Raw genomic sequence first — 20972 nt, 5'->3', positions numbered from 1 at the left:
TAAAAAATAAGGTATAGACAATGATAAAACAAATTTTAGTTTCTTCATGTGTGCTTTTTTCTGCGACTTTCGTAGTGCAAGCACAGAATCCGAAGTTGGGTGTGTCTCCTATTCAGGATGTCATCAATGCGATGACTCTCGATGAGAAGATTCAGTTGGTGGTAGGTTCTACGGGTAAGTATGAGAGCCAGATGGAGGCTACCATTGGTAACCAAGGTCAGTTGGTACAGGGTGCCGCAGGTCAGGTGAATGGTATTGAGCGTCTGGGCATTCCTGCTACGGTTGTAGCCGATGGTCCTGCTGGTCTTCGCATCGACCCTAAGCGCAAGAATACCGACAAGACATTCTACTGTACCCACTTCCCTGTGGCTACTGTGATGAGCTCTACCTGGAACAAAGACTTGGTGTATTCCGTAGGTACCTCTATGGGAGACGAGGTGAAGCATTATGGCGTAGATGTCTTGTTGGCACCTGCTACCAATATTATGCGTAATCCTCTTTGTGGTCGTAACTTTGAGTATTATTCAGAAGATCCATTGTTGGCTGGTACCATTTGTGCTGCTATGGTGAATGGTATCGAGAGCAACGATGTCGGTACTTCGTTGAAGCACTTCGCACTGAACAACCAGGAGACCAATCGTACTCGTAACAATGTTATCGGTAATCCACGTACTTTCCGTGAGATTTACTTGAAACCTTTCGAAATCGTTATCAAGGAGGCTCAGCCTTGGACAGTGATGACTTCTTACAATCTCATCAATGGTACGATGTCTAGTGAGCGTTGTGACTTGATAACAGAGATTCTTCGCCATGAGTGGGGATTCAAGGGTATGGTGATGACCGACTGGTTTGGTGGTATTAGCGCAGCTGCCCAGATGGAAGCGGGTAACGACCTGTTGATGCCTGGTAAGGCAGACCAGGTGAAGGAGATTCGCAAGGCTGTGCTCAATGGTCGCCTGTCTATGGAAATCCTCGACCGCAATGTACGCCATATCTTGGAGTATATCATGCAGACTCCTCGTTTCAAGCAGTATGTTGCCGACAATAACCCTGATTTGAAGGGACATGCTTTGGTGGCTCGCAATGCCGCTACCGAGGGAATGGTGTTATTGAAGAATAACAAGAATGTATTGCCACTCGATCAGAAGATTAAGAACATCGCTCTCTTCGGCAATACTTCTTATGATTTCATAGCTGGTGGTACTGGTTCTGGCAATGTTAACCATGCTTATGTGGTAAGTTTGTTGGATGGTTTGAAGAATGCTGGCTATCAGGTGGATGGCGATATCCATAAGTCATACATAGAGTATGCTCCAAAGGCAAAGGCGAACTTGCCAAAGCCAAAGAATCCTTTGGAGGCTTTCTTGCCTGGTCACTTCATCCCTGAGATGAGCCTTGCTGAATTGAATATGTCTGCTGCCGTCAAAAACAACGATATGGCAATCATCACTATTGGTAAGTCGTCTGGTGAGTTCTTGGATCGAAAGATTTCTGATAGCTTCAATCTCACCAAGGAGGAGAAGGATATGATTTCTGGCGTTTGCAACGCTTTCCATAAGGCAGGTAAGAAGGTGGTTGTCATCTTGAATGTATGTGGCGTTGTTGAGACCAAGAGTTGGATTGGTGGTCCTGATGCTGTATTGTTGTCTTGGTTGCCTGGTCAGGAGGGTGGTAACTGTGTTGCTGACATCTTGGCGGGTAAGGAGAATCCTTCTGGTCGTCTTCCTATGACATGGCCTGTAAGTTATAACGATGTTCCTTCTAAGTCTGATTTCCCTAACCCTGAGACTGTCAAGGTTGACGATGTACTTGGTATGTTTATGGGCAAGGGCATCGGTAGCAAGGGTGACGTGAAGAATGTGGATTACACCGAGTATAATGATGGTGTTTATGTAGGTTATCGTTATTACCAGACTAAGAATGTGCCTGTATCTTTTCCTTTTGGTTATGGTATGAGCTATACTACCTTTAAGTATGGCAAACCTGTGGTAACGAAGGATGCACAGGGCAATATCAAGGTCCTGGTGACTGTGAAGAATGCTGGTAAGGTAGCTGGTAAGGAAGTGGTTCAGGTATATGTGGCAGCTCCTGGCAAGGATATGGATAAACCTGCAAGGGAACTTCGTGGTTTCGCCAAGACTAAGAATTTGCAGCCTGGTGAGTCGGAGACAGTTTCTATCGATATCCCATACAAGAATTTGGCTTCTTTCAATGAGATTGATAGTCAGTGGCAGGTTGAGGCTGGTGATTATAAGGTGATGGTGGCAAAGAATGCTGCTGATCTCAAGCCTCTCACCACCGTGATTACTGAGGAAGCTGGGGTAACCGAGAAGGTTCGCCCTTGCTTGCTCAAGGAAGTAAAGTAGTTCTATCAAAGATAAAGCTCAATAATAAAAGAGCTTGATGGTAATAAAGAGTTTAATAAGATATAAAAAGAGGGTGCGCTATCAACTGACGGCGCACCCTCTTTTTATATTTTATGGATATTTCTAAAAGTCTCTTCTCTTATATAATCCAGAGATGGAAGCCCTTCTGTTCCAGGGCACTCTTGATTTCCTTGACGTGTTCCTCGTCGCGGGTCTCCATGGTGAGTCGGAGTACGCAGGCATTCACCTTGTTGCGATTGGCAGAACGGTCGTGATGAACTCCCGTGATGTTGCCGCCCAGGCTTGCGATGACGGATGCTACCTCAACCAATTCGCCCGGCTTGTCGTCCAGCTCCATCTCGATGGTACAGAGACGTCCGCTCTTCACCAATCCACGGTTGATGACACGGTTCAGGATGGTTACGTCGATGTTACCGCCGCTCACCACGCAGATGGTTTTCTTTCCCTTGACTGGTACCTTGTTGTACATCACGGCTGCCACGCTAGCTGCACCAGCGCCTTCGGCTACCATCTTCTCACTCTCTATGAGTTTCAGGATGGCTGCACAGATCTCATCCTCGCTCACGGTAACAATTTCGTCCACGTAGTTGGAGCAGGTCTCGAAGGTGAGTTTTCCCGGTTCCTTTACGGCAATGCCATCGGCTACGGTAGCTACGGATGGTAATCTTTCCTGCTTGTGGTCGTGGAGACTCTGAATCATACTGGCTGCTCCCTCTGCCTGAACACCATAAACCTTGACATTAGGATTTAATGACTTGATGGCAAAGGCGATACCAGAAATCAAACCGCCACCACCAACAGGTACAACTACAGCATCTACATCAGGTAACTGGTCGAGAAGTTCCAGTCCGATGGTTCCCTGACCGGCAATCACATGTTCATCATCGAACGGATGAACGAAGGTGTAGCCACATTCATCTTTCAGTTCCAATGCCTTCTGGTATGCGTCATCATAGACTCCAGGCACCAGGCAAACCTCGGCACCCAGTCGCTTGGTAGCTTCTACCTTCGAGATAGGAGCACCTTCTGGCAGACAGATGAGGCTCTTTACTCCCATAGCGGTAGCCCCGAGTGCCACACCTTGCGCATGGTTGCCAGCCGAACAAGCTATCACTCCCTTCGCCTTCTCTTCTTCGGTGAGTTGTGAAATCTTATAGTAGGCACCACGTATTTTAAACGAACCCGTCTTCTGAAGGCATTCCGGCTTCAGATATACATCACTCTCTGGGTTGATTCTTGGTGTACGAACCAGCTCAGTTTTTCTGATCACTTGGCTCAGCACGAAGCGAGCCTTATAGAAATTATCTAGTTGTAACATAACTGCTGATATGCTTTTGTGTCTGTTGTTACAACAGGATTTGTCATCCTGTCTGATTATTTCTGCAAAGATACTTTAATTTGAAGAAATCACAAAATAAATTGATTTAATTTTTGTTTATGCGATAATAATGTGTAATTTTGTCGCCATGATAAAGAAAACCATTATAAAGTAATGGCGATATCATGCTGTTTATGGCGGGTATGCATCTGGCAATCTTCTCTCCCAAGACCGGTAAGCTGAAGGAGCTGAAGGTGGCGGGAATGCCTCATAATGGCAATAAGGACCCTGCTTTTGTAAGGCTGGATTCGTATGGCTATCTGTGGTTGGGCACGATGCGGGATGGACTTTATTTCATGGATATGAAGAAGCAGTATATGCGCCGTGTGAATCTATTGTTGAGCGATGAGCATATAGAAGCGATGTTAGAAGATGCCGACCGGCAGGTCTGAGTTACCACGATGAGAAATGCCTTCTTCTTGACGCATGCCAACAAAACCTTCCTGATGAGCAGTCTTCTATCGGCTAGCCAGGATCAGGATGACTGGCAGTTCTATGCCAATTCTGTTTGTCTTTCTCCTGACGGTAGTGTTGTGTTTGGCAGTTCTGACGGTTGTAAGTTCATGCCTCCTCAGGCTATGAATACTGATTTCCTGCGAACCTATGTTGGTACCCATGCCAGCAAGATGCTCAATATCTTTGGTTTGGAGGTGAAGAATCAAGAAGGTAAGGTGCTTGCCGTTACCGATGAAGTTTCGCGTTTGAGCCGTTATACTTTTACTTATGATGAGAACGACTTGAAGTTTAGTTTCTATTATCCTTCCTTCAGTCGTCGCTCGGCATTGATGTGTCAGTATCGGTTAGAGGGCTATGATAAGGATTGGCAGGCACCTACTTACGAATGTGTGGCTCATTATTCCAATCTGGCACCAGGTAAATACACCTTCCATCTGCGATTGATTTCTTCCATGAACCGTCCTGCATTGGCAGAGCGTAAGATAGAGATTATCATCAAGCCGGCTCCTTGGTGGTCGTCAGCGGCATGGTTGCTCTATTTTGGTATCATCGTTTTCGTGCTCTATACTTTCAACAGGCTATATCTGAAGGCCCGTACCAATCATCTTCGTCTTCTGCAAGAACAGCGTGAAACAGAGCGCGAGAAGTGTGCCAAGGAGATGAATATGAAATTCTTTGCCAATATCTCGCACGAATTTCGTAACCCTCTCACCATCATTGCCGGTCCGCTGATGATGCTGAATGCCGACAAGGCTTTGCCCGATTCGGTGCATCGCATCCTGAATCATGTCTGTATAAGTGTGAATAGAATGCTGAGGCTCATCGACCAGATGCTCGACTTTAACCAGCTGGAGACCAATGAGCTACGCCTCAGGGTTGTAGAGGTTGATGCTGCGAAAGAGTTGTGCCAGCAGGTAGCTTCCTTTGAAGAATCTGCCAGGGTGAAAGGCATTAAACTGGAACTGGTCATCAAGCAAGGTAACTACCTGATGTGGCTGGATGGTGATAAGGTGGAGAAAATCATGGGCAATCTTTTTACCAATGCCTTGAAGCATACTTCGCCAGGCGGTGTAATCAGAATAAGTGCCCATGTTGACGATGATATTCTGAAGGTATCTGTCTTCAATAGTGGCAAATTGATGGCTGAGGATAGGATGCAGGATGTTTTCAAGCGCTATTACCAGCTGGCTGATTCGCAGGATTTGAATGTGGCTACCGTGTGTCGCGACATGCTGATCAGTCCGGCGAAGTTTAATTACAAGATAAAGGAACTCACTGGCGAGACACCTGGTATCTTCTTCCGTAAGTATAAGCTCAACAAAGCAGCAGCTTGGCTGCGTGAAGGCAAGTACAGTATTTCTGAAATAGCCGTGTTGACTGGTTTTAGTACTGCGGCTCATTTCTCTGTAGCTTTTAAGAAGCAGTTCGGTGTTTCGCCGAGTGAATACCTATAGGCTCAATTGCTTGAGTATGTCTCGCCAAGCGAGTTCCAGCGTTTTCGCATCTTTTTTTGGATTGCCTATGTCTTGTTTGTGTCATTGATATTTATTTTTGGCACTCAAATTCATCTTATGCAGAACACATATTCTGCATGCTAAAATGATTTGACCTAGCAAAGGTAGGGCTTTTCCATTGGGATGTGTTTCGATTTTATATAATTGTTTTTCGAAAATCTATAAAAATGCTGGATAATAGCGAAAAAATACCTGATAGTAACGAATTTTCCAATAGAGAATAACAAAAAATCCCCCAAAGTAGGGGGATTTCTTGAAATATGAATGATTCGAACTTTATGAGTGAAGAAGTGGTAGAATTTACATGTTGAAGTGTTCGAGAGCAGCTGCCACACCGTCTTCTTCATTCGATAAAGTTACGTAGTCGGCCTCGGCTCTAACCTCTGGTGCAGCATTCTCCATAGCCACTCCCATGCCTGCAAGCTTCAGCATGCTGAGGTCGTTGTAGCCATCGCCAAAGGCTATCATATCGGCAGGGGTGAGGTTGATTTTCGTTAAGAGACGACTCAGCGACTTAGCCTTGTCGATACCCTTAGGAACCAGTTCCAGGAAGAAAGGAGCCGAGCGGAAGATATCCATTCTGTCTCCCAGCTTTTCCACTAATTCCTCCTCTGCCTTGAGCATATCCGATGGATCTCCGGTCATGAGGAGTTTGGTTGGATGAGGCTCCAGGGCTTCAAATAGGTTCTCTACCTTTCGAATGTTCATCTTGTTGATGCGTGATTCTTCCTTGACATACTGGTCATCCGGCATCTCGGTGATGATTTCGTTGCCGGCATATCCCAGCAGGGCATGACCGTTCTCCTCGGCATACGCATATAATTCTGGTATCACTTCATCTGGCAGGAACTGCGAGAAGAGTTTTTCGCCAGTTTTGGCATTCACGATATTGCCGCCATTATAGGAAAGAATGTATCCTCCCTGCTTGTTCAGCTCCAGGCATTCTGCCACCGGTTCGATACCGTAGGTAGGTCGACCGGAAGCAAGGATGATTACTGCTCCCTTGGCTGATGCCTGCAGGAGAGCTTCACGAGTCTTTGGGGTGACCACCTTCTCGTGGTTTGTCAAGGTGCCATCCAAGTCTAAGGCGATGGCACGGTAAGGAATCTGTTTTGTTTTTTCCATTGTCTTATTTTGCTATTATGCTGCAAAGTTAATATAAAAAATTGACCGCACCAAAGTTTTCTCAAAAGGATTGTCTGTATTGTAACATAAACTTTATGATTTGTGCCAAAATGATGAATTATATACTTTTTCTATCGATTTGAGGACATGATAATCGTTTAAATTCTGTATCTTTGCAATCACAAAAATATAATCATAACTAAACTATACGCAATCGGAAATGAAGAAAAACGTTTTAGCAGTAGCGCTGGCATTGATGGCTGGCATCGGCGCCTATGCCGAAAAGAATACCATCACTTCTCCTGATGGTAAGTTGAATGTCGTGGTGGAAGACCGCGATGGCAAACTCTATTATTCCATCGACTATGCAGGCAAGCGAATGATGGAGGAATCGCAGCTCGGACTCCTTGCCAATGTGGGCGATTTCAGTCAGGGCTTGACCTATCAGAATAAGAAAGAAGCAAAGGTGGAGAAGAGTTATGATCTCCGTACCGCCAAGGTATCGCATGTAGATTATCATGCCAACCAGCTCAACGTGACTTATCTGAACGGCAAAAAGCAGCCGATGACGGTTACCTTCAACGTGAGCAACAACGATGTGGCTTTCCGTTATACTTTTGATCAACTGAAGGCTCAGCATATCATCGTAAACGAAGAGAAGACAGCCTTCAATCTTCCAAAGGTAACCACCACTTACCTCTGTCCACAGTCGGATCCGCTCATTGGTTTTGCCCGAACCAAACCAAGCTATGAGGAGGATTACAAGGTAGATCAGCCTTTAACGGCAAAATCCGGCTATGGTCATGGCTATACCTTCCCATGCCTCTTCAAGGTAGGCGGCGATGGCTGGGTATTGGTCAGCGAGACGGGTACTCACGGCAACTATCCGGGTTGTCATATCAGCGATTACGATGCAGCAAAGGGTTATCAGATAGCCTTCCCGATGGAGAAAGAGGCAGATGGCATAGGTTCTACATCGGGCGCCTTCATCTTTCCGGGGTCCACTCCTTGGCGAACCATCACCGTGGGTTCTGATTTGAAGCCATTGGTAGAGACCACTATTCCATACGATGTAGTGGAGCCAAGATTCGAGGCTTCCCAGAAATACGGAACAGGCAAGTATGCCTGGAGCTGGCTCATCTGGCAGGATGGTTCCTGCAACTATAACGACCAGAAGCTGTTCATCGACCTGGCTGCTACCATGGGATTTGAATATGTGCTGGTTGATGCACTCTGGGATACTCAAATTGGAAGAGACAAGATTGCCGAATTGAGCAAGTATGCGCAGAGCAAGAATGTAAGTCTGATGCTCTGGTATAATTCCAATGGCGTGGCAAACGATGCACCTCAGGGACCTCGTGGCATTATGGATAACATCGTGACCCGCAAGAAGGAAATGGCTTGGATGAAGAGCATCGGCATCAAGGGTATCAAGGTGGATTTCTTTGGTGGTGACAAGCAGCATACCATGCAGCAGTATGAAGACATCCTCAGCGATGCCAACGATTATGGCATTCAGGTTATCTTCCATGGCTGTACTTTGCCAAGAGGTTGGGAGCGCATGTATCCTAACTATGTATCGAGCGAGGCTGTACTGGCTTCAGAGAATGTATTCTTCTCTGATTATCATGCCAAGCAGGAGGCTTTCGAACTCACCATGCATCCATTCTGCCGTAATGCTGTGGGAGCGATGGATTGGGGTGGTACCATCATGAACAAGTATCTCTCTAAGGATAACAAGAGCCGTCATCGCCGTTATACCACCGATGTTTTCGAGATGGCTTCGGCTATCATGAATCAGGCAGCTATCCAGTGCATCGCCATCTATCCGAATAATCTTTCTGAGCTTCCTCAGCATGAGATTGATTTCCTGAAGAGCGTTCCTACTACCTGGGATGAGACCAAGTTCATCGCCGGTTATCCTGGAAAATATGCGGTTGTGGCACGTCGCCATGGTGATAAATGGTATGTGGCAGGTTTGAACGGCACCGACCAGGTGATGAAACTCACCCTGAATCTGCCAATGCTTGCCGGCAAGAGTGTTACCTATTATCATGAAACAGCCAGCAAGGACAAGAAGGCACTCTGGCCTGTATCGCAGATGAAGAACGTGAAGGTGGATAAGAAGGGAAACCTGAAGGTGGAAATGCAGCCTAAGGGTGGACTGATCTTGGAAAGGTAAAAAAGTAAAAAGCTAAAATAGTAAACAGGGCTTTTTAAAAGTAAAGAGGTAAAATCCAGAAATAAGGTGAAAGATGGGAGCTTTCGTTACTTTTTAACGATAAGTACCCATCTTTTATTGTCTGATTTACACTATATTCGAAAATTATTATTATCTTTGCACCGCAAAACATATAACAATAATAAATTTTAAACCTATCAATATGAAGAGATTAGTTTCTGCAGTATTGCTCTCTGTAGCCGTGGCAATGCCTACGATGGCGCAGAAGAATGCAAAGACATTGAGCAATGGCTATCCATTCACTCAAGTACCATTCACCAGTGTGAAGATTTCACAGAATACTTTCTGGGGTGCCCGTCTGAAGGCTGCCCGAGAGGTAACCGTGCCATTGGCTTTCAGCAAGTGTGAGAGCGAGCACCGTTACAAGAACTTCGAGATGGCTGCCTATACCCTGCAGCATCCTAACCACCCGGGGTTGGATACCAAGGAGTGGGATGTAAGCAAGTTCATGGGCTTCTCTTTCGATGATACCGATGTGTATAAGACCATCGAAGGTGCCAGCTACATCCTCCAGACTTATCCGAACAAGAAGTTGAAGGCTTACATCGACAGCGTGCTCGATGTGGTAGCTGCGGCACAGGAGCCAGATGGCTATCTCTATACCGCCCGTACCATCAACCCAAAGCATCCACACGGGTGGTCGGGAAATAAGCGTTGGGTCAAGGACGAGGAGGCGAGCCACGAGCTTTACAACCTCGGTCACATGGTAGATGCAGCCTGTGCTCACTATCAGGCTACCGGAAGCACCAAGTTCCTGAACATCGCCAAGCGCTATGCCGATTGTGTGGTAAAGGAAGTGGGACCTAATCCAGGACAGGTTACCATCGTTCCTGGTCATCAGATTGCAGAGATGGCTTTGGCTCGTCTCTATACCTTGACCGGTGAGAAGAAGTATCTGGATGAGGCTAAGTATCTGCTTGACTATCGTGGCAAGACTCATATCCGCAACCCATATTCTCAGAGTCAGGCTCCTATCCTGGAGCAGAATGAGGCGGTAGGTCATGCGGTGCGTGCCGGATATATGTATGCCGGTATTGCCGATGTGGCAGCCCTGACCAAGGATTCTGCCTATATGAAGGTGATTGACCGTATTTTCGAAAACATCGTTGGTAAGAAGTACTATCTTACTGGTGGTGTAGGTGCCCGCCATGCCGGTGAGGCATTCGGTGATAACTATGAGTTGCCAAACATGACTGCCTATAACGAGACCTGTGCTGCCATTTCTATGGTTTATCTCTTTGAGCGCATGTTCCTGCTTCACGGCGAGAGCAAGTATATCGACTGCATGGAGCGTACCTTATATAATGGTGTCATCTCTGGTATGAGCATGGATGGCGGCAGATTCTTCTATCCAAACCCATTGTCAAGCGATGGCAAGTATAAGTTTAATGCCGATGGCAACACCACCCGCCAGCCTTGGTTCGGATGTGCCTGCTGCCCGAGTAACTTGTGCCGCTTCATCCCTTCTGTTCCAGGTTATCTCTATGGCGTGAAGGACAACAATATCTATGTGAATCTCTTTGCCGGCAATACATCTACCATCAAGGTGAATGGCAAGGATGTGGTTCTGGAGGAGACTACCGAGTATCCTTGGAACGGCGATATCAAGATTGCTGTGAAGAAGAGCGGCGTAAAGAATGCCAACCTCCTGGTCCGTATTCCTGGATGGGTTCGCAACCAGGTGTTGCCTAGCGATCTTTACAAGTATAGCGATGCCGAGAAGCCTGCTTATAGTGTAACCGTGAATGGCAAGGCTGTAGAGGCTGACCTCGATGCCAACAAGGGTTATCTCCCTGTCAAGAACATCAAGAAGGGCGATGTCATCCGCATCCACTTCGATATGCCGGTTCGTACAGTAGTTGCCAACGTTAAGGTGGCAGATGATAAGGGTAAGGTTGCCGTAGAGCGTGGACCATTGGTATATTGCGCTGAGGCTGTGGATAATCAGAACGAGCCAGTGCTCCGTGCCGTTATGGTCAAGAAGCCTGCCTTCTCGCTGGTAGATAACTACAGCATCGAGAACACAGAGACCAAGGGTGCTCCAGCCTTCTCGGTAAAGGCTATCCAGACCTCTTCTCAGGTGCTCGACCAGGCTGCTGATGGCACCGTTTCTGTCAAGAACCAGAAGCTCACCCTGATTCCTTACTATGCTTGGAATCATCGTGGCGCCAACCAGATGAATGTCTGGTTCTATCAGGGCTTGTCGTTTATGGATAAGTAATAAATAGTTTTTTAAATCAAGAAAGCTTGGCAAGGGTGTTTGCCAGGCTTTCTTGTTAATATAGGTTAATCCCATTAAGAAAAACACTTCTTTTCCGTTTATGTTGTAGTTTTGAACAAATAAAACAAAAAAGGGCAAATGACAGAGAATGAATTCATCCATATCGTTCCGCAGTTGCGGCAGATAGCCTTGCAGAGCAGTCAAGGTTATGGTGTTGGCTGCGAAGAGGCTGAGGACATCGCACAGGATGCGATGCTCAAGCTCTGGGCCATCAAGGATGATATTCAGTCTGCTGCTCATGCCAAAGGTTCGATGGGCTGCATAGCCAAGCATCTTTGCATCGACCTCTTTCGCAAGCGGAAGATGATTTCGATAGATGCCCAGCCTTTCGATAAGTCGCCTAGCCCCTATGCGCCGCCCGATGTGGAAGTGGAAAACTCGGAGAACGAACAGTGGCTCCAAAAACGCCTCAAGGCGCTGCCCTCCAACCAATATCAGGTGCTTTATCTGCGACAGGTAGAGAAGAAAAGCTCTGAGGAAATAGCGCAAATCGTGGGCATCACCACAGAATCTGTATCCGTGTTGCTTTCGAGGGCAAGAAAGCAGATGTTGCAGGAAATCAGAAAAAGATGTCGATAGCCCTTATATATATAATAGGTATAATCAATAAAGGAGGAAAAAATGATATGAACGAAAAAGATATACGTTTGTTGCTCGACCGGTTTATGGCTGGTGAGACTTCTCTGGAAGAGGAGACTCTGTTAGGGGAGTGGTTTCGGCAGCATTCCGATGTGAGCGATGACCTGAAGGAATACCAGATGATGTTTGGATATTTCGACGAGGGCATGCCCCTCGACCATGAAGCGGATGAGCATGTAGAAAATGCTCATCCAAAGGCTAAAGCACGAATGCGCCGCCTATGGTTGCCGCTTAGTTTGGCTGCATCCATCGCCCTACTGATAGGTTTTGCTATTCCTTGGATAGGACAACAGACAGGGCATCAGGATGAATCGAAGATGGCTCAACTCGATGGCAGAACGACTCCGGAGGATACAGATTCTGCTGTTGTCCACGAGGAAAAATCGACAAATGCCGATCTCTCCATGCCTGAAAAGATAAAAAAGTCGGGTGATTCCGTATCTCCCAAAACGAGGAAGCACAAGCAGAGGAAATATCGTCAGCATCTGTTTGCTCCTGCTCCTCCAAAGCTTTGGATAGCTCAGAATATTGCTACCGATTCTTTGTTGGCAGAGCCGGAAAAGCTTGCCGATGAGCATCTCCGGGAGATGGAGGCACAGCAGAACGAAATGTTCTTCAAACTCTATCTCGTCGATGCTCTTCAGACCCAGTCGCTCAATGCCGATATTGCCAGTGCCTCGTTCGAAGGCGAGGAGAATGTGCATGATGAGGACCATGTGAGTGATGACCAGGAGGTTTATTAACAAGAAACAATTAAAAAGAAGAAGAATATGAAAACAACTTTTAAATTAGCATTTGTGGCTTGCCTGATGGTGCTCTCTTCGGCTTGCCATGCCCAGAAGCCTATACCGGCTATCGACCAGGCTTTTGATAAATTCGTACAGGATTTATTGCAAGACGACCTCGTTACTTCTTCCACGATGAATACCTACAATATAGGTATGATGAAGGGATTTGAGTTCGCTATTCCTGAGAGAAAGCAGAAAATGGTGGATACCTTTCAAAAGGCTTTATTGAGCAATAGTCGCCTCGCTTATATTAGTTTTACCAAGAAAGCGGGCTCTCTCAGTCTTGAAACGAATCGGGTGGGGTATGGCAAGGATAATTCCATGACTTACGAGTTTGGTACTCACAAAGACCGCAACTATAACCTGCAGTATTTCCGTGACAGCAAAGATTCTACCATGCGATATGTTTATGCCTTGGTATGGTATCAGGGAATGGATCGTTCGGTAAAGGGCAGTGTATATAAGTTCTACTCCAAGGATCCGCAAGCTTATAAGATGTCATTATCTTATAAGATGAATGCTGTTCAAGGTTTGGATTCTCTTGTTTACCTGGGCAACGTCAAGTATAACAGGAATCTGGCTCGCAGTTATGACTTGGAGATGACTCCGCCAAAGGATGCGGCTGAGTTTATGGTGCAACTCAACATGCTCCGTGCTGCCTTTAAGAATGCCAGTGACCAATACGCTTATTTGGGAAATCAGGTAACTCGACGTACCCTCCAGACGGGTGTAGCCAACAAGATAGTCAAGCTTTGTAAGGGATATGGCAAGTTGCTGAATGCCGATGAGAAGAAATTCTGCGCCACTTCGCTGAATAAGATGAAGAAGGATACAGACGATGAATATCTGCAGAGCCTTCTGGAATTGACAGCCAATTCTTTGAGGAAGTAGTTAGTCCTGGAGGTATAAACTGAGGAAAAAGTGAAATTCTCTCTCGTAAAATACCGCTTTAAAGCGATATTTTCTCTAAAATTATCTTTTTCTAGACTTAGGTCTTGTTATTATTTCGTAACTTTGTACGCAAAAAGTAAACGATATGACTAAGAAATTGATAATGATATTAGGCTTGGTGCTTTCATCCATGTTGATGAAAGCCCAGGCTTTTTTTGTGCCTTTCCCGAAGGCTGGTGACAAGTATTGGCAGAAGCAGGTGCCGGTGGCGATGCGCAACGATTATATCCGGTTGGGCAATCTCTATCAGAAGAAACCTTGGAATGCCATCCCTGCTGAAACTTTTGCCGAGTTCCGAACCAATGGTAACCGTACCCGATACGAGGAAGCTAGCTTTGGTATCAGAAAACAGTTTGTCTGTCTGGTGATGGCAGAAATCATGCAGGGCAGGGGACGGTTCCTGTCTTCTATCCGCAAGGGCTTACATTATTTTATAGAGAAGGAACCCTGGTGGGGAATCCCGGCACATTATCCGCAAGACCATCCTGAAAAGGATATCCAGCCGGTTGATCTTTTCAATGCTGAGACGGCAGGCATGCTTGCATGGACCCTCTATATGCTGGAAGATGAAATCAACAGGAAGGAAAAGGGACTCTGCAATCAGGTGAGAAACGAGATAGAACGCCGATTCCTGCAACCAGTGTTGAACCAGCCGCAGGGCTGGAAGAACAATGCCAACAACTGGAATACCTGGATTACGAGCAACTGGTTGGAAACTGTTTTGATTTGCGAATCAGATGCCAAGCAGCGAGATGCTGCCTTCAAGGGAGTGCAGCAATGTCTGCGAACCTTTCTGAAGGGTTATCCCGATGATGGCGGTTGCGAGGAAGGCGTCAGCTATTGGGACTGTGCCGGCGCCTCGTTCTTCGAGTCGCTCTATTTCATGCAGTTTGCTCCCAAGCAGGCGGTTCTGACATTGAATGAAGCTCAGAAGAAGAAGGTGGAGAATATGGGTAGGTTCATCACTACGATGTATATCAACGACCTTACCTTTGTGAATTTCTCGGATGCCCAGGCTCAGAACGTTCCGAACATCAACATCCTCTTTCCTTATGGAGCCTATCTCCAGAACCTGCAGATGATGCAGTTGGCAGCTTATGTGGGCAAGAAATATCAATATACCCTCAAGCCTACAACGCTCTTCCTGAAATCGGGCAACTATCCGAAGCTGGGCAGGGAACTGATGCTCCTCTCCATGCTGCCGAAGTATCAGGCAACAGCGTCTGTAGAGCCTAAGACGGAAGATGCCTATTTGGTAAATTCCCAGATTATGGTGGCGAGCAACAAGAACTGGTTTGTGGCGGCGAAAGGCGGTAACAATGCCGAAAGCCATAACCACAACGATATCGGCAACTTTATTGTTTATCACAACAATCAGCCGGTGGTTATCGACCTGGGACGTGATACCTATACCTCGAAGTCGTTTAGCAACCAGCGCTTTGAGCTGATGAACTGCCGTTCGGCTTATCACAACGTTCCTATCATCAATGGTCTGGAGCAGAAGGATGGCAGGAAGTATCGTGCCGAGAAGGTAAATCATGTCTTTGCAGATGGTGTTTCTTCCCTGTCGTTGAATCTCGAAAAGGCTTATACCGAGGGAGCGCATGTGGATAAATGGCAGCGTACCATTGCCCTGGATAGAGAATATAACTGGGTAGAAGTAACCGAACAGTACAAGCTCGATTCCCTGCAGATAGAGAAGGACCGACTGAATGGTCAGGTCTTTGATAATCAGATTATCCTGATGGCGTATGGCAAGCCGGTGGTTCAGAAGACTGGCAGAATCCTCTTTCAGGGCGGTATGGTTCGTCTGGAATATGATGCGCAGTATCTTTCGGCATCTGTTGAAAAGGTACAGATGACGGATGGCATCATGAAGACGCAGTGGAAGGATAACGTCTATCGCATCATTCTGCGACTGAACGATAACTATCCGATGGCAAAAGTGAAATACCGGTTCGTAGGAACGAGGTAAAGTTTATGCCCCACTCTCTTACTTGTCTTTTTCTCGCGAAAAAAGTTTTTTCGTGAGAAAAAGTCTCAAAGTCTTATTCTTTGGTTGAGAATATATTGTATGTACTTGATTTATAGCTGTATAAGAGAATGGTATTTTTGGGATTACTTTACAAAAAGTATCATCAAAGTATCATGATTTTCAGCTTTTCTTTACAAAGCATCTCGCTTTTATCCTTTTATTGATGTTGTCTACTATTTCAGTTTTATTAAATTGAAAGTGTCTACCTTTCTAGTTTATAAAGTAAAAAAGTGTCTACTGAAATCAGGAAAAGTCAAGGGTCTATATGCCACGATGAACAGGTGGCGTATAGACTCTTGATTATATGGTGATATTCGTAATCTACCTGGCATCAAACCAAAGTCGTCATTTTCAAAAAATCTCGCAGATGAATGTGCTTAATGCCATCAATATTGGTTTGACTGTAAAGCCTATCCATAGAAATCACGTATTTGGGATGACTGTCTTTTATCAATTTCAAATTGCCGAATTCACGCTCTACCGTTTCCTCAGAAGCCAGCAGATAGGTAACTTGCACATACGCCACACTATCCGCTTTCTCGGCTACAAAATCAATCTCAGCCTTATACATCTGACCAACATATACTTTATAACCCATCCTGCACAAATGGATATATACAGCGTTCTCCATCACCTTTTCTATATCAAAACGCCTGTTGCCACCTATAATATGATTCCTGATTCCCAGGTCTTCGAAATAGAACTTGTCGCCTAACTCGAAAAGTCGCTTGCCATGAATGTCGTATCTGTTGACTCGATCGATAATAAAAGCATTGTTTAAATGCTCCAAATACGTGAGAATCATCTTGGCAGACGTTTCGGTGTTTTGGCTCTTCAGTAATTTTACAATACTCGTTGCAGAGAATTGTTTACCGATATTATCGCTCACAAACTTCAGCAGCGTTCGCAGCAATGGTATATTTCTGATGTTTTCTCGCTCTATGATATCACGAAGCACTATTGTATTATACACATTGTCAAGATAATCTTCTACCAAATCAGTATTTTCCAACCCTAAATTGCGCAACTGAGGGAGCCCGCCATACTGCAGATACAGGTTCAAGGAAGCATCATCATCCTTCAGTTCATGGAACGTCAGGAACTCTTCATAGCAGAGTCCTCGAATGCGATAAGCTATATATCTGCCTCTCAAGCGAGTTGCCAGTTCGCCCGACAGCATCTTGGCATTGCTGCCGGTAATCATAATCTGGCAGGTATCATCCGATTGGATACTGAGGAGCGCTTTCTCGAAATCAGAAATTTCCTGCACCTCATCGATAAACAGATAGTTTTCCTTACCCTCAACGATGTTGGCTGCTACATAAGCCTCCAGATTCTGATAGTTGGCTATCATATCAAATGAGGTTTTCTCCTTATCTATATAGATAACGTGATTTTCTTCATTCTCAGCGATGTGATTATAAATTCGCCGCATCACACAACTCTTGCCGACACGCCTCTGGCCCGTCAACGCAATCATCATTCCACGTCCAAACATGCGTTCGATACGATTGGAATACCCTAGTCTTTCTAATATTTTTTGTTTCATACGAGTAAAACTTTCCGCAAAGATACTCTTTTTGTTTCGTATAAGTAACAAAAACGATAGTTTTTTGTTTTTATTACTTATAATTAACAGGTTTGGTACACATTTTCTAATGAACCAGGTAGCGACATCGAGGGTGGTTGCATCATCGAGCGCCCTAAGGTTCTCTATAATCAGAAGACCAGGAAGTTCGTCATGTGGTTCCATCTCGAATTGAAAGGGCAGGGATATGCTGCAGCCCGCTATGGTGTGGCTACCAGCGATACTCCTTTCGGACCTTTCAAGTTCATCCGTTCTGGAAGAGTGAATCCGGGTATCTATCCTGTAGGGTTCGCCAAGCCAGATACTACCGACCTCAAGCATCAGCTTCTCTTCCCGGAATTGAAGAGCTGGTGGACTCCGGAATGGCGCAAGCAGATAGAGCGCGGTATGTTCTGGATGAGAGACTTTGAGGGAGGACAGATGTCTAGAGATATGACCATCTTCATCGACGATGATGGCAAGGCTTACCATATCTATTCTTCAGAGGAAAATTTAACGCTCCAAATCGCACAGTTGACAGATGATTACATGCAGCACAACGGCAGCTACGTACGAGTAGCTGCCGGCGGACAGAACGAGGCTCCAACCATCTTCAAGCAGGATGGCATCTACTGGATGATTACCAGCGGATGTACCGGATGGGCTCCAAATGCTGCCCGCATGTTCAAGGCTAAGAATATCTATGGTCCTTGGGAGCAGTTGCCTAATCCTTGCCGTGGTGAGGGTGCCGACAAGACCTTTGGCGCACAGGGTACCTATATATATAAGGTGGAAACTGCAGCACAGAAGAAGATGTTCCATGGCGCCGACTATGTATTCATGGCAGATATGTGGAATCCGAAGCATTTGAGCGACAGTCGTCACCTCTGGGTGCCTATTTCTTGGGAAAACGGTACACCAGTGTTGAAAAAACAATAAAAAATACGGTCGCTCTGCTTGTTTCTAATTAATTATACATATCTTTGCAGTTGCTTAGCTGAGGCTACTGGCAACTTTCAACTTACAATTATTAATAACAACAAACAATATACAACTATCTATGAATTATATATTTAAGAGTATCATGATGACCCTTGTCTTGGCGCTGCTTCCTTTCATGGGAATTTCTGCCAAGAAAAAAACAGTACAGCAGAGCGACCGCCAATACTGGTGCTCGCTTGCCTACAAGATGGCCCAGCCTGTTCTGGAGAACATGGCTAAGGGCGAGCTGCAGAAGAACATGCAGACGGAGTTCAGTCCAAGCTTCGACAACCGCAACAGGAAGGTGCTCTATATGGAGTGCTTCGGCAGACTGATGGCTGGTGTGGCTCCTTGGCTCACCCTTCCTGATGATGCTACAGCCGAAGGTAAGCAGCGCAAGCAGCTGCGTGAATGGGCTTTGGCTTCTTACAAGAATGCCGTAGATCCTCAGAACCCTGACTATCTCTGCTGGGGCATCGGCGGTCAGAACCTGGTTGATGCAGCCTATATCGCCGAGAGTTTCCTCCGGGCTTACGATACACTCTGGAAGCCTTTGGACGAGGTGACCAAGCAGCGATACCTGAAGGAGTTTGCCAAGCTCCGCCACATCGATCCTCCTTATACCAACTGGCTTCTCTTCTCTTCTACCATCGAGAGCTTCATGGCAAAGGCGGGTGGCGATTTCGATGAATATCGCGTCAATTCTGCCTGCCGCAAGGTAGAGGAGTGGTATGTAGGTGATGGCTGGTATGCTGACGGTCCTTCGTTCGCTTTCGATTACTACAGCAGCTATGTGTTCCATCCGATGTATCTGGAAACACTCCAGGCGATGGTGGATGCCAAGGTGAATTCCCGCCTCGACTATCAGAAGTACTACGACCGGGAGTTGAAGCGCTGCCAGAAGTACAGCATCATCCTCGAGAGATTCATCTCTCCGGAAGGAACCTTCCCGGCTTTCGGCAGAAGCATTCCTTACCGCATGGCAACCATGCAGCCGCTTGCTCTGATGGCATGGTATCAGAAGTTGCCTAAGGATTTGAGCAATGGTCAGGTTCGTGCAGCCCTGACCAAGGTGCTGCATCGCATGTTCGACCAGGAGAACAACTTCAATGAGAAGGGTTATCTCTCTATCGGTTTCTGCGGAAACAGCCAGAAGAACGTTGCTGACTGGTATACCAACAACGGTTCGCTCTATATGACCACCCTTGCCTTCATGCCTCTCGGTCTGCCTGCCGATCATCCGTTCTGGACAGATGCAGCACAGCCTTGGACCCAGGTGAAGGCATGGAACAATCAGCAGTTCCCTAAGGACCATCACTGGAAGGACGAGATTGTTACCAAGGACAAGTGGTAATTTATAATTGATAATTGATAATTAATCATGCGCAAGATATTGATGATGTTGGCAGCTGCAGCCTTGGCTTTGCCTTTGAGTGCAGCGCAGCCATCCAAGAAGACCGCTAAGGTCAAGAAACAGAATAAGAAGGAAGTGAAGGCTTCCAGGAAATGGGATCATGAGCAGGTGGTGGAACTCATCACCAAGGTGAATAATTACTGGCAGGTCAATAACAAGCCTGAGGTGCGTGCCTTCTGGGACAATGCCGCTTATCATACCGGCAACATGGAGGTATATAAGATGCTCAAGGACCAGAAAATGCTCGACTACTCTATCCGTTGGGCTGAACACAACGATTGGACCGGTGCTACAGAGGCAAACCCAGCCAAGTGGAAGTATAAGCCATACGGCGAGGGAAAAAATCACGTTCTCTTCGGCGACTGGCAGATTTGTTTCCAGACCTACATCGACCTCTATAACATCGAGGCAGCCAAGGGAAATGCCGCAGCATCAGAATATATGGTGAAGCGTGCCAAGGAGGTGATGCACTACGAGGCTTACTCTCAGCCAACAGATTACTGGTGGTGGAGCGATGCCCTCTACATGGTGATGCCTGTGATGACCAAGATGTATAAGCTGACCGGCGATACCAAGTATCTCGACAAACTCTACGATAATCTCCTCACCACCGATGAGATTATGCTCGACAAGGAGACCAACCTCTATTTCCGTGATGGCAAGTACGTTTATCCAAAGCACAAGAGTGCCAACGGCAAGAAGGATTTCTGGGCTCGTGGTGATGGCTGGGTTCTCGCAGGTTTGGCTAAGGTGCTTCAGGATATGCCAAAGGACTACCAGCACTATCAGTTCTTCGTAGACAAGTTCCAGAAACTGGCTAAGGCGGTAGCTGAAATCCAGCAGCCGGAGGGCTACTGGACCCGTTCGATGATGGACCCAGAGCACGCTCCAGGTCCTGAGACCAGCGGTACAGCCTTCTTCACCTACGGTATGCTTTGGGGTGTCAACAATGGTTATCTCAACAAGAAGGAGTACAAGAAGGTCATCGACCGTGCCTGGACTTATCTGACAGAGACTGCCGTTCAGCCTGATGGCAAGGTGGGATATGTTCAGCCTATCGGCGAGAGAGCCATCCCTGGTCAGACTGTTGATGCCAACTCTCAGGCAAACTTCGGTGTGGGAGCCATGCTTCTCACTGCCTGCGAATATGATAAGTATCTTGCCATCAAGTAAGATGCTTATATATAATAAGGTATATATCAATTTAAAATAGT

General features: G+C 46.3%; 15 protein-coding genes. 12 read left to right on the top strand and 3 right to left on the bottom strand.

Features of this window, described 5'->3' with window-relative positions:
• The first annotated feature begins 23 nt into the window (after positions 1-23).
• A complete protein-coding gene (locus ACTQ16_RS01225) occupies positions 24-2366 on the top strand; it encodes a glycoside hydrolase family 3 C-terminal domain-containing protein (protein ID WP_441935864.1) in 2343 nt (780 codons plus the stop codon).
• A 139-nt stretch (positions 2367-2505) separates the two neighbouring features.
• Here ACTQ16_RS01225 and ilvA read toward each other — a convergent pair whose 3' ends face one another.
• Complete coding sequence (ilvA, locus tag ACTQ16_RS01220; protein WP_441935722.1) at positions 2506-3705, bottom strand: threonine ammonia-lyase; 1200 nt, start codon at positions 3703-3705, stop codon at positions 2506-2508.
• A gap of 185 nt (positions 3706-3890) precedes the next feature.
• Here ilvA and ACTQ16_RS01215 point away from each other — a divergent pair, with 185 nt between their 5' ends.
• Positions 3891-4157: a hypothetical protein gene (locus ACTQ16_RS01215; RefSeq protein ID WP_441935720.1), complete on the top strand. Its 267-nt coding sequence runs from the start codon at positions 3891-3893 to the stop codon at positions 4155-4157.
• A gap of 9 nt (positions 4158-4166) precedes the next feature.
• On the top strand, positions 4167-5675 hold the full coding sequence (locus ACTQ16_RS01210) for a helix-turn-helix domain-containing protein (RefSeq protein WP_441935718.1): 1509 nt from the start codon (positions 4167-4169) through the stop codon (positions 5673-5675).
• Between the two features lie 360 nt (positions 5676-6035).
• On the opposite strand, the gene ACTQ16_RS01205 is transcribed toward ACTQ16_RS01210, so the two are convergent.
• Positions 6036-6842 (bottom strand): Cof-type HAD-IIB family hydrolase, encoded by an 807-nt coding sequence (locus ACTQ16_RS01205; RefSeq protein WP_295347072.1) that lies wholly within the window; start codon positions 6840-6842, stop codon positions 6036-6038.
• 238 nt (positions 6843-7080) lie between these two features.
• Here ACTQ16_RS01205 and ACTQ16_RS01200 point away from each other — a divergent pair, with 238 nt between their 5' ends.
• The 6 genes from ACTQ16_RS01200 to ACTQ16_RS01175 all read left to right on the top strand — a co-directional run bounded on the left by ACTQ16_RS01200 (position 7081) and on the right by ACTQ16_RS01175 (position 15736).
• On the top strand, positions 7081-9042 hold the full coding sequence (locus ACTQ16_RS01200; protein ID WP_441935716.1) for a glycoside hydrolase family 97 protein: 1962 nt from the start codon (positions 7081-7083) through the stop codon (positions 9040-9042).
• 202 nt (positions 9043-9244) lie between these two features.
• Complete coding sequence (locus ACTQ16_RS01195; RefSeq protein ID WP_441935715.1) at positions 9245-11323, top strand: glycoside hydrolase family 127 protein; 2079 nt, start codon at positions 9245-9247, stop codon at positions 11321-11323.
• A 138-nt stretch (positions 11324-11461) separates the two neighbouring features.
• Positions 11462-11962 carry an RNA polymerase sigma factor gene (locus ACTQ16_RS01190; RefSeq protein WP_441935713.1) on the top strand — a complete coding sequence of 167 codons (501 nt, stop codon included), beginning with the start codon at positions 11462-11464 and terminating at the stop codon, positions 11960-11962.
• Positions 11963-12009: 47 nt separating this feature from the next.
• The gene (locus tag ACTQ16_RS01185) at positions 12010-12765 is read left to right on the top strand and encodes a hypothetical protein (RefSeq protein WP_441935712.1); all 756 of its coding nucleotides are present in this window, start codon (positions 12010-12012) and stop codon (positions 12763-12765) included.
• Between the two features lie 27 nt (positions 12766-12792).
• A complete protein-coding gene (locus ACTQ16_RS01180) occupies positions 12793-13701 on the top strand; it encodes a hypothetical protein (RefSeq protein WP_441935711.1) in 909 nt (302 codons plus the stop codon).
• Between the two features lie 145 nt (positions 13702-13846).
• Complete coding sequence (locus ACTQ16_RS01175) at positions 13847-15736, top strand: heparinase II/III domain-containing protein (RefSeq protein ID WP_441935710.1); 1890 nt, start codon at positions 13847-13849, stop codon at positions 15734-15736.
• A 391-nt stretch (positions 15737-16127) separates the two neighbouring features.
• Here the strand turns inward: ACTQ16_RS01175 and ACTQ16_RS01170 are convergent, their stop codons facing one another.
• Positions 16128-17345 carry an ATP-binding protein gene (locus ACTQ16_RS01170; RefSeq protein WP_441935709.1) on the bottom strand — a complete coding sequence of 406 codons (1218 nt, stop codon included), beginning with the start codon at positions 17343-17345 and terminating at the stop codon, positions 16128-16130.
• A 192-nt stretch (positions 17346-17537) separates the two neighbouring features.
• On the opposite strand from ACTQ16_RS01170, the gene ACTQ16_RS01165 reads away from it, so the two are divergent.
• From ACTQ16_RS01165 to ACTQ16_RS01155, 3 genes are all read left to right on the top strand, one after another.
• Positions 17538-18302, top strand: coding sequence for a family 43 glycosylhydrolase (locus ACTQ16_RS01165; RefSeq protein WP_441935707.1), 765 nt, complete (start codon positions 17538-17540; stop codon positions 18300-18302).
• A gap of 145 nt (positions 18303-18447) precedes the next feature.
• A complete protein-coding gene (locus ACTQ16_RS01160) occupies positions 18448-19698 on the top strand; it encodes a DUF2264 domain-containing protein (RefSeq protein ID WP_441933038.1) in 1251 nt (416 codons plus the stop codon).
• Positions 19699-19725: 27 nt separating this feature from the next.
• On the top strand, positions 19726-20931 hold the full coding sequence (locus tag ACTQ16_RS01155) for a glycoside hydrolase family 88/105 protein (RefSeq protein WP_441935705.1): 1206 nt from the start codon (positions 19726-19728) through the stop codon (positions 20929-20931).
• Positions 20932-20972: the final 41 nt, after the last annotated feature.

Source organism: Prevotella sp. LCP21S3_D2, assembly GCF_052118345.1.
Taxonomy (GTDB): Bacteria; Bacteroidota; Bacteroidia; order Bacteroidales; family Bacteroidaceae; genus Prevotella.
Note: the sequence above shows the minus strand (reverse complement) of the source record. Positions and strands in the feature narration are given on the sequence as shown.

Coding starts and splice junctions, on each gene's coding strand:
- ilvA (WP_441935722.1), bottom strand. CDS start 3,705: ATGTTACAACTAGATAATTTCTATAAGGCTCGCTTCGTGCTGAGCCAA.
- ACTQ16_RS01215 (WP_441935720.1), top strand. CDS start 3,891: ATGCTGTTTATGGCGGGTATGCATCTGGCAATCTTCTCTCCCAAGACC.
- ACTQ16_RS01210 (WP_441935718.1), top strand. CDS start 4,167: ATGAGAAATGCCTTCTTCTTGACGCATGCCAACAAAACCTTCCTGATG.
- ACTQ16_RS01200 (WP_441935716.1), top strand. CDS start 7,081: ATGAAGAAAAACGTTTTAGCAGTAGCGCTGGCATTGATGGCTGGCATC.
- ACTQ16_RS01195 (WP_441935715.1), top strand. CDS start 9,245: ATGAAGAGATTAGTTTCTGCAGTATTGCTCTCTGTAGCCGTGGCAATG.
- ACTQ16_RS01190 (WP_441935713.1), top strand. CDS start 11,462: ATGACAGAGAATGAATTCATCCATATCGTTCCGCAGTTGCGGCAGATA.
- ACTQ16_RS01185 (WP_441935712.1), top strand. CDS start 12,010: ATGAACGAAAAAGATATACGTTTGTTGCTCGACCGGTTTATGGCTGGT.
- ACTQ16_RS01180 (WP_441935711.1), top strand. CDS start 12,793: ATGAAAACAACTTTTAAATTAGCATTTGTGGCTTGCCTGATGGTGCTC.
- ACTQ16_RS01175 (WP_441935710.1), top strand. CDS start 13,847: ATGACTAAGAAATTGATAATGATATTAGGCTTGGTGCTTTCATCCATG.
- ACTQ16_RS01170 (WP_441935709.1), bottom strand. CDS start 17,345: ATGAAACAAAAAATATTAGAAAGACTAGGGTATTCCAATCGTATCGAA.
- ACTQ16_RS01165 (WP_441935707.1), top strand. CDS start 17,538: ATGTGGTTCCATCTCGAATTGAAAGGGCAGGGATATGCTGCAGCCCGC.
- ACTQ16_RS01160 (WP_441933038.1), top strand. CDS start 18,448: ATGATGACCCTTGTCTTGGCGCTGCTTCCTTTCATGGGAATTTCTGCC.
- ACTQ16_RS01155 (WP_441935705.1), top strand. CDS start 19,726: ATGCGCAAGATATTGATGATGTTGGCAGCTGCAGCCTTGGCTTTGCCT.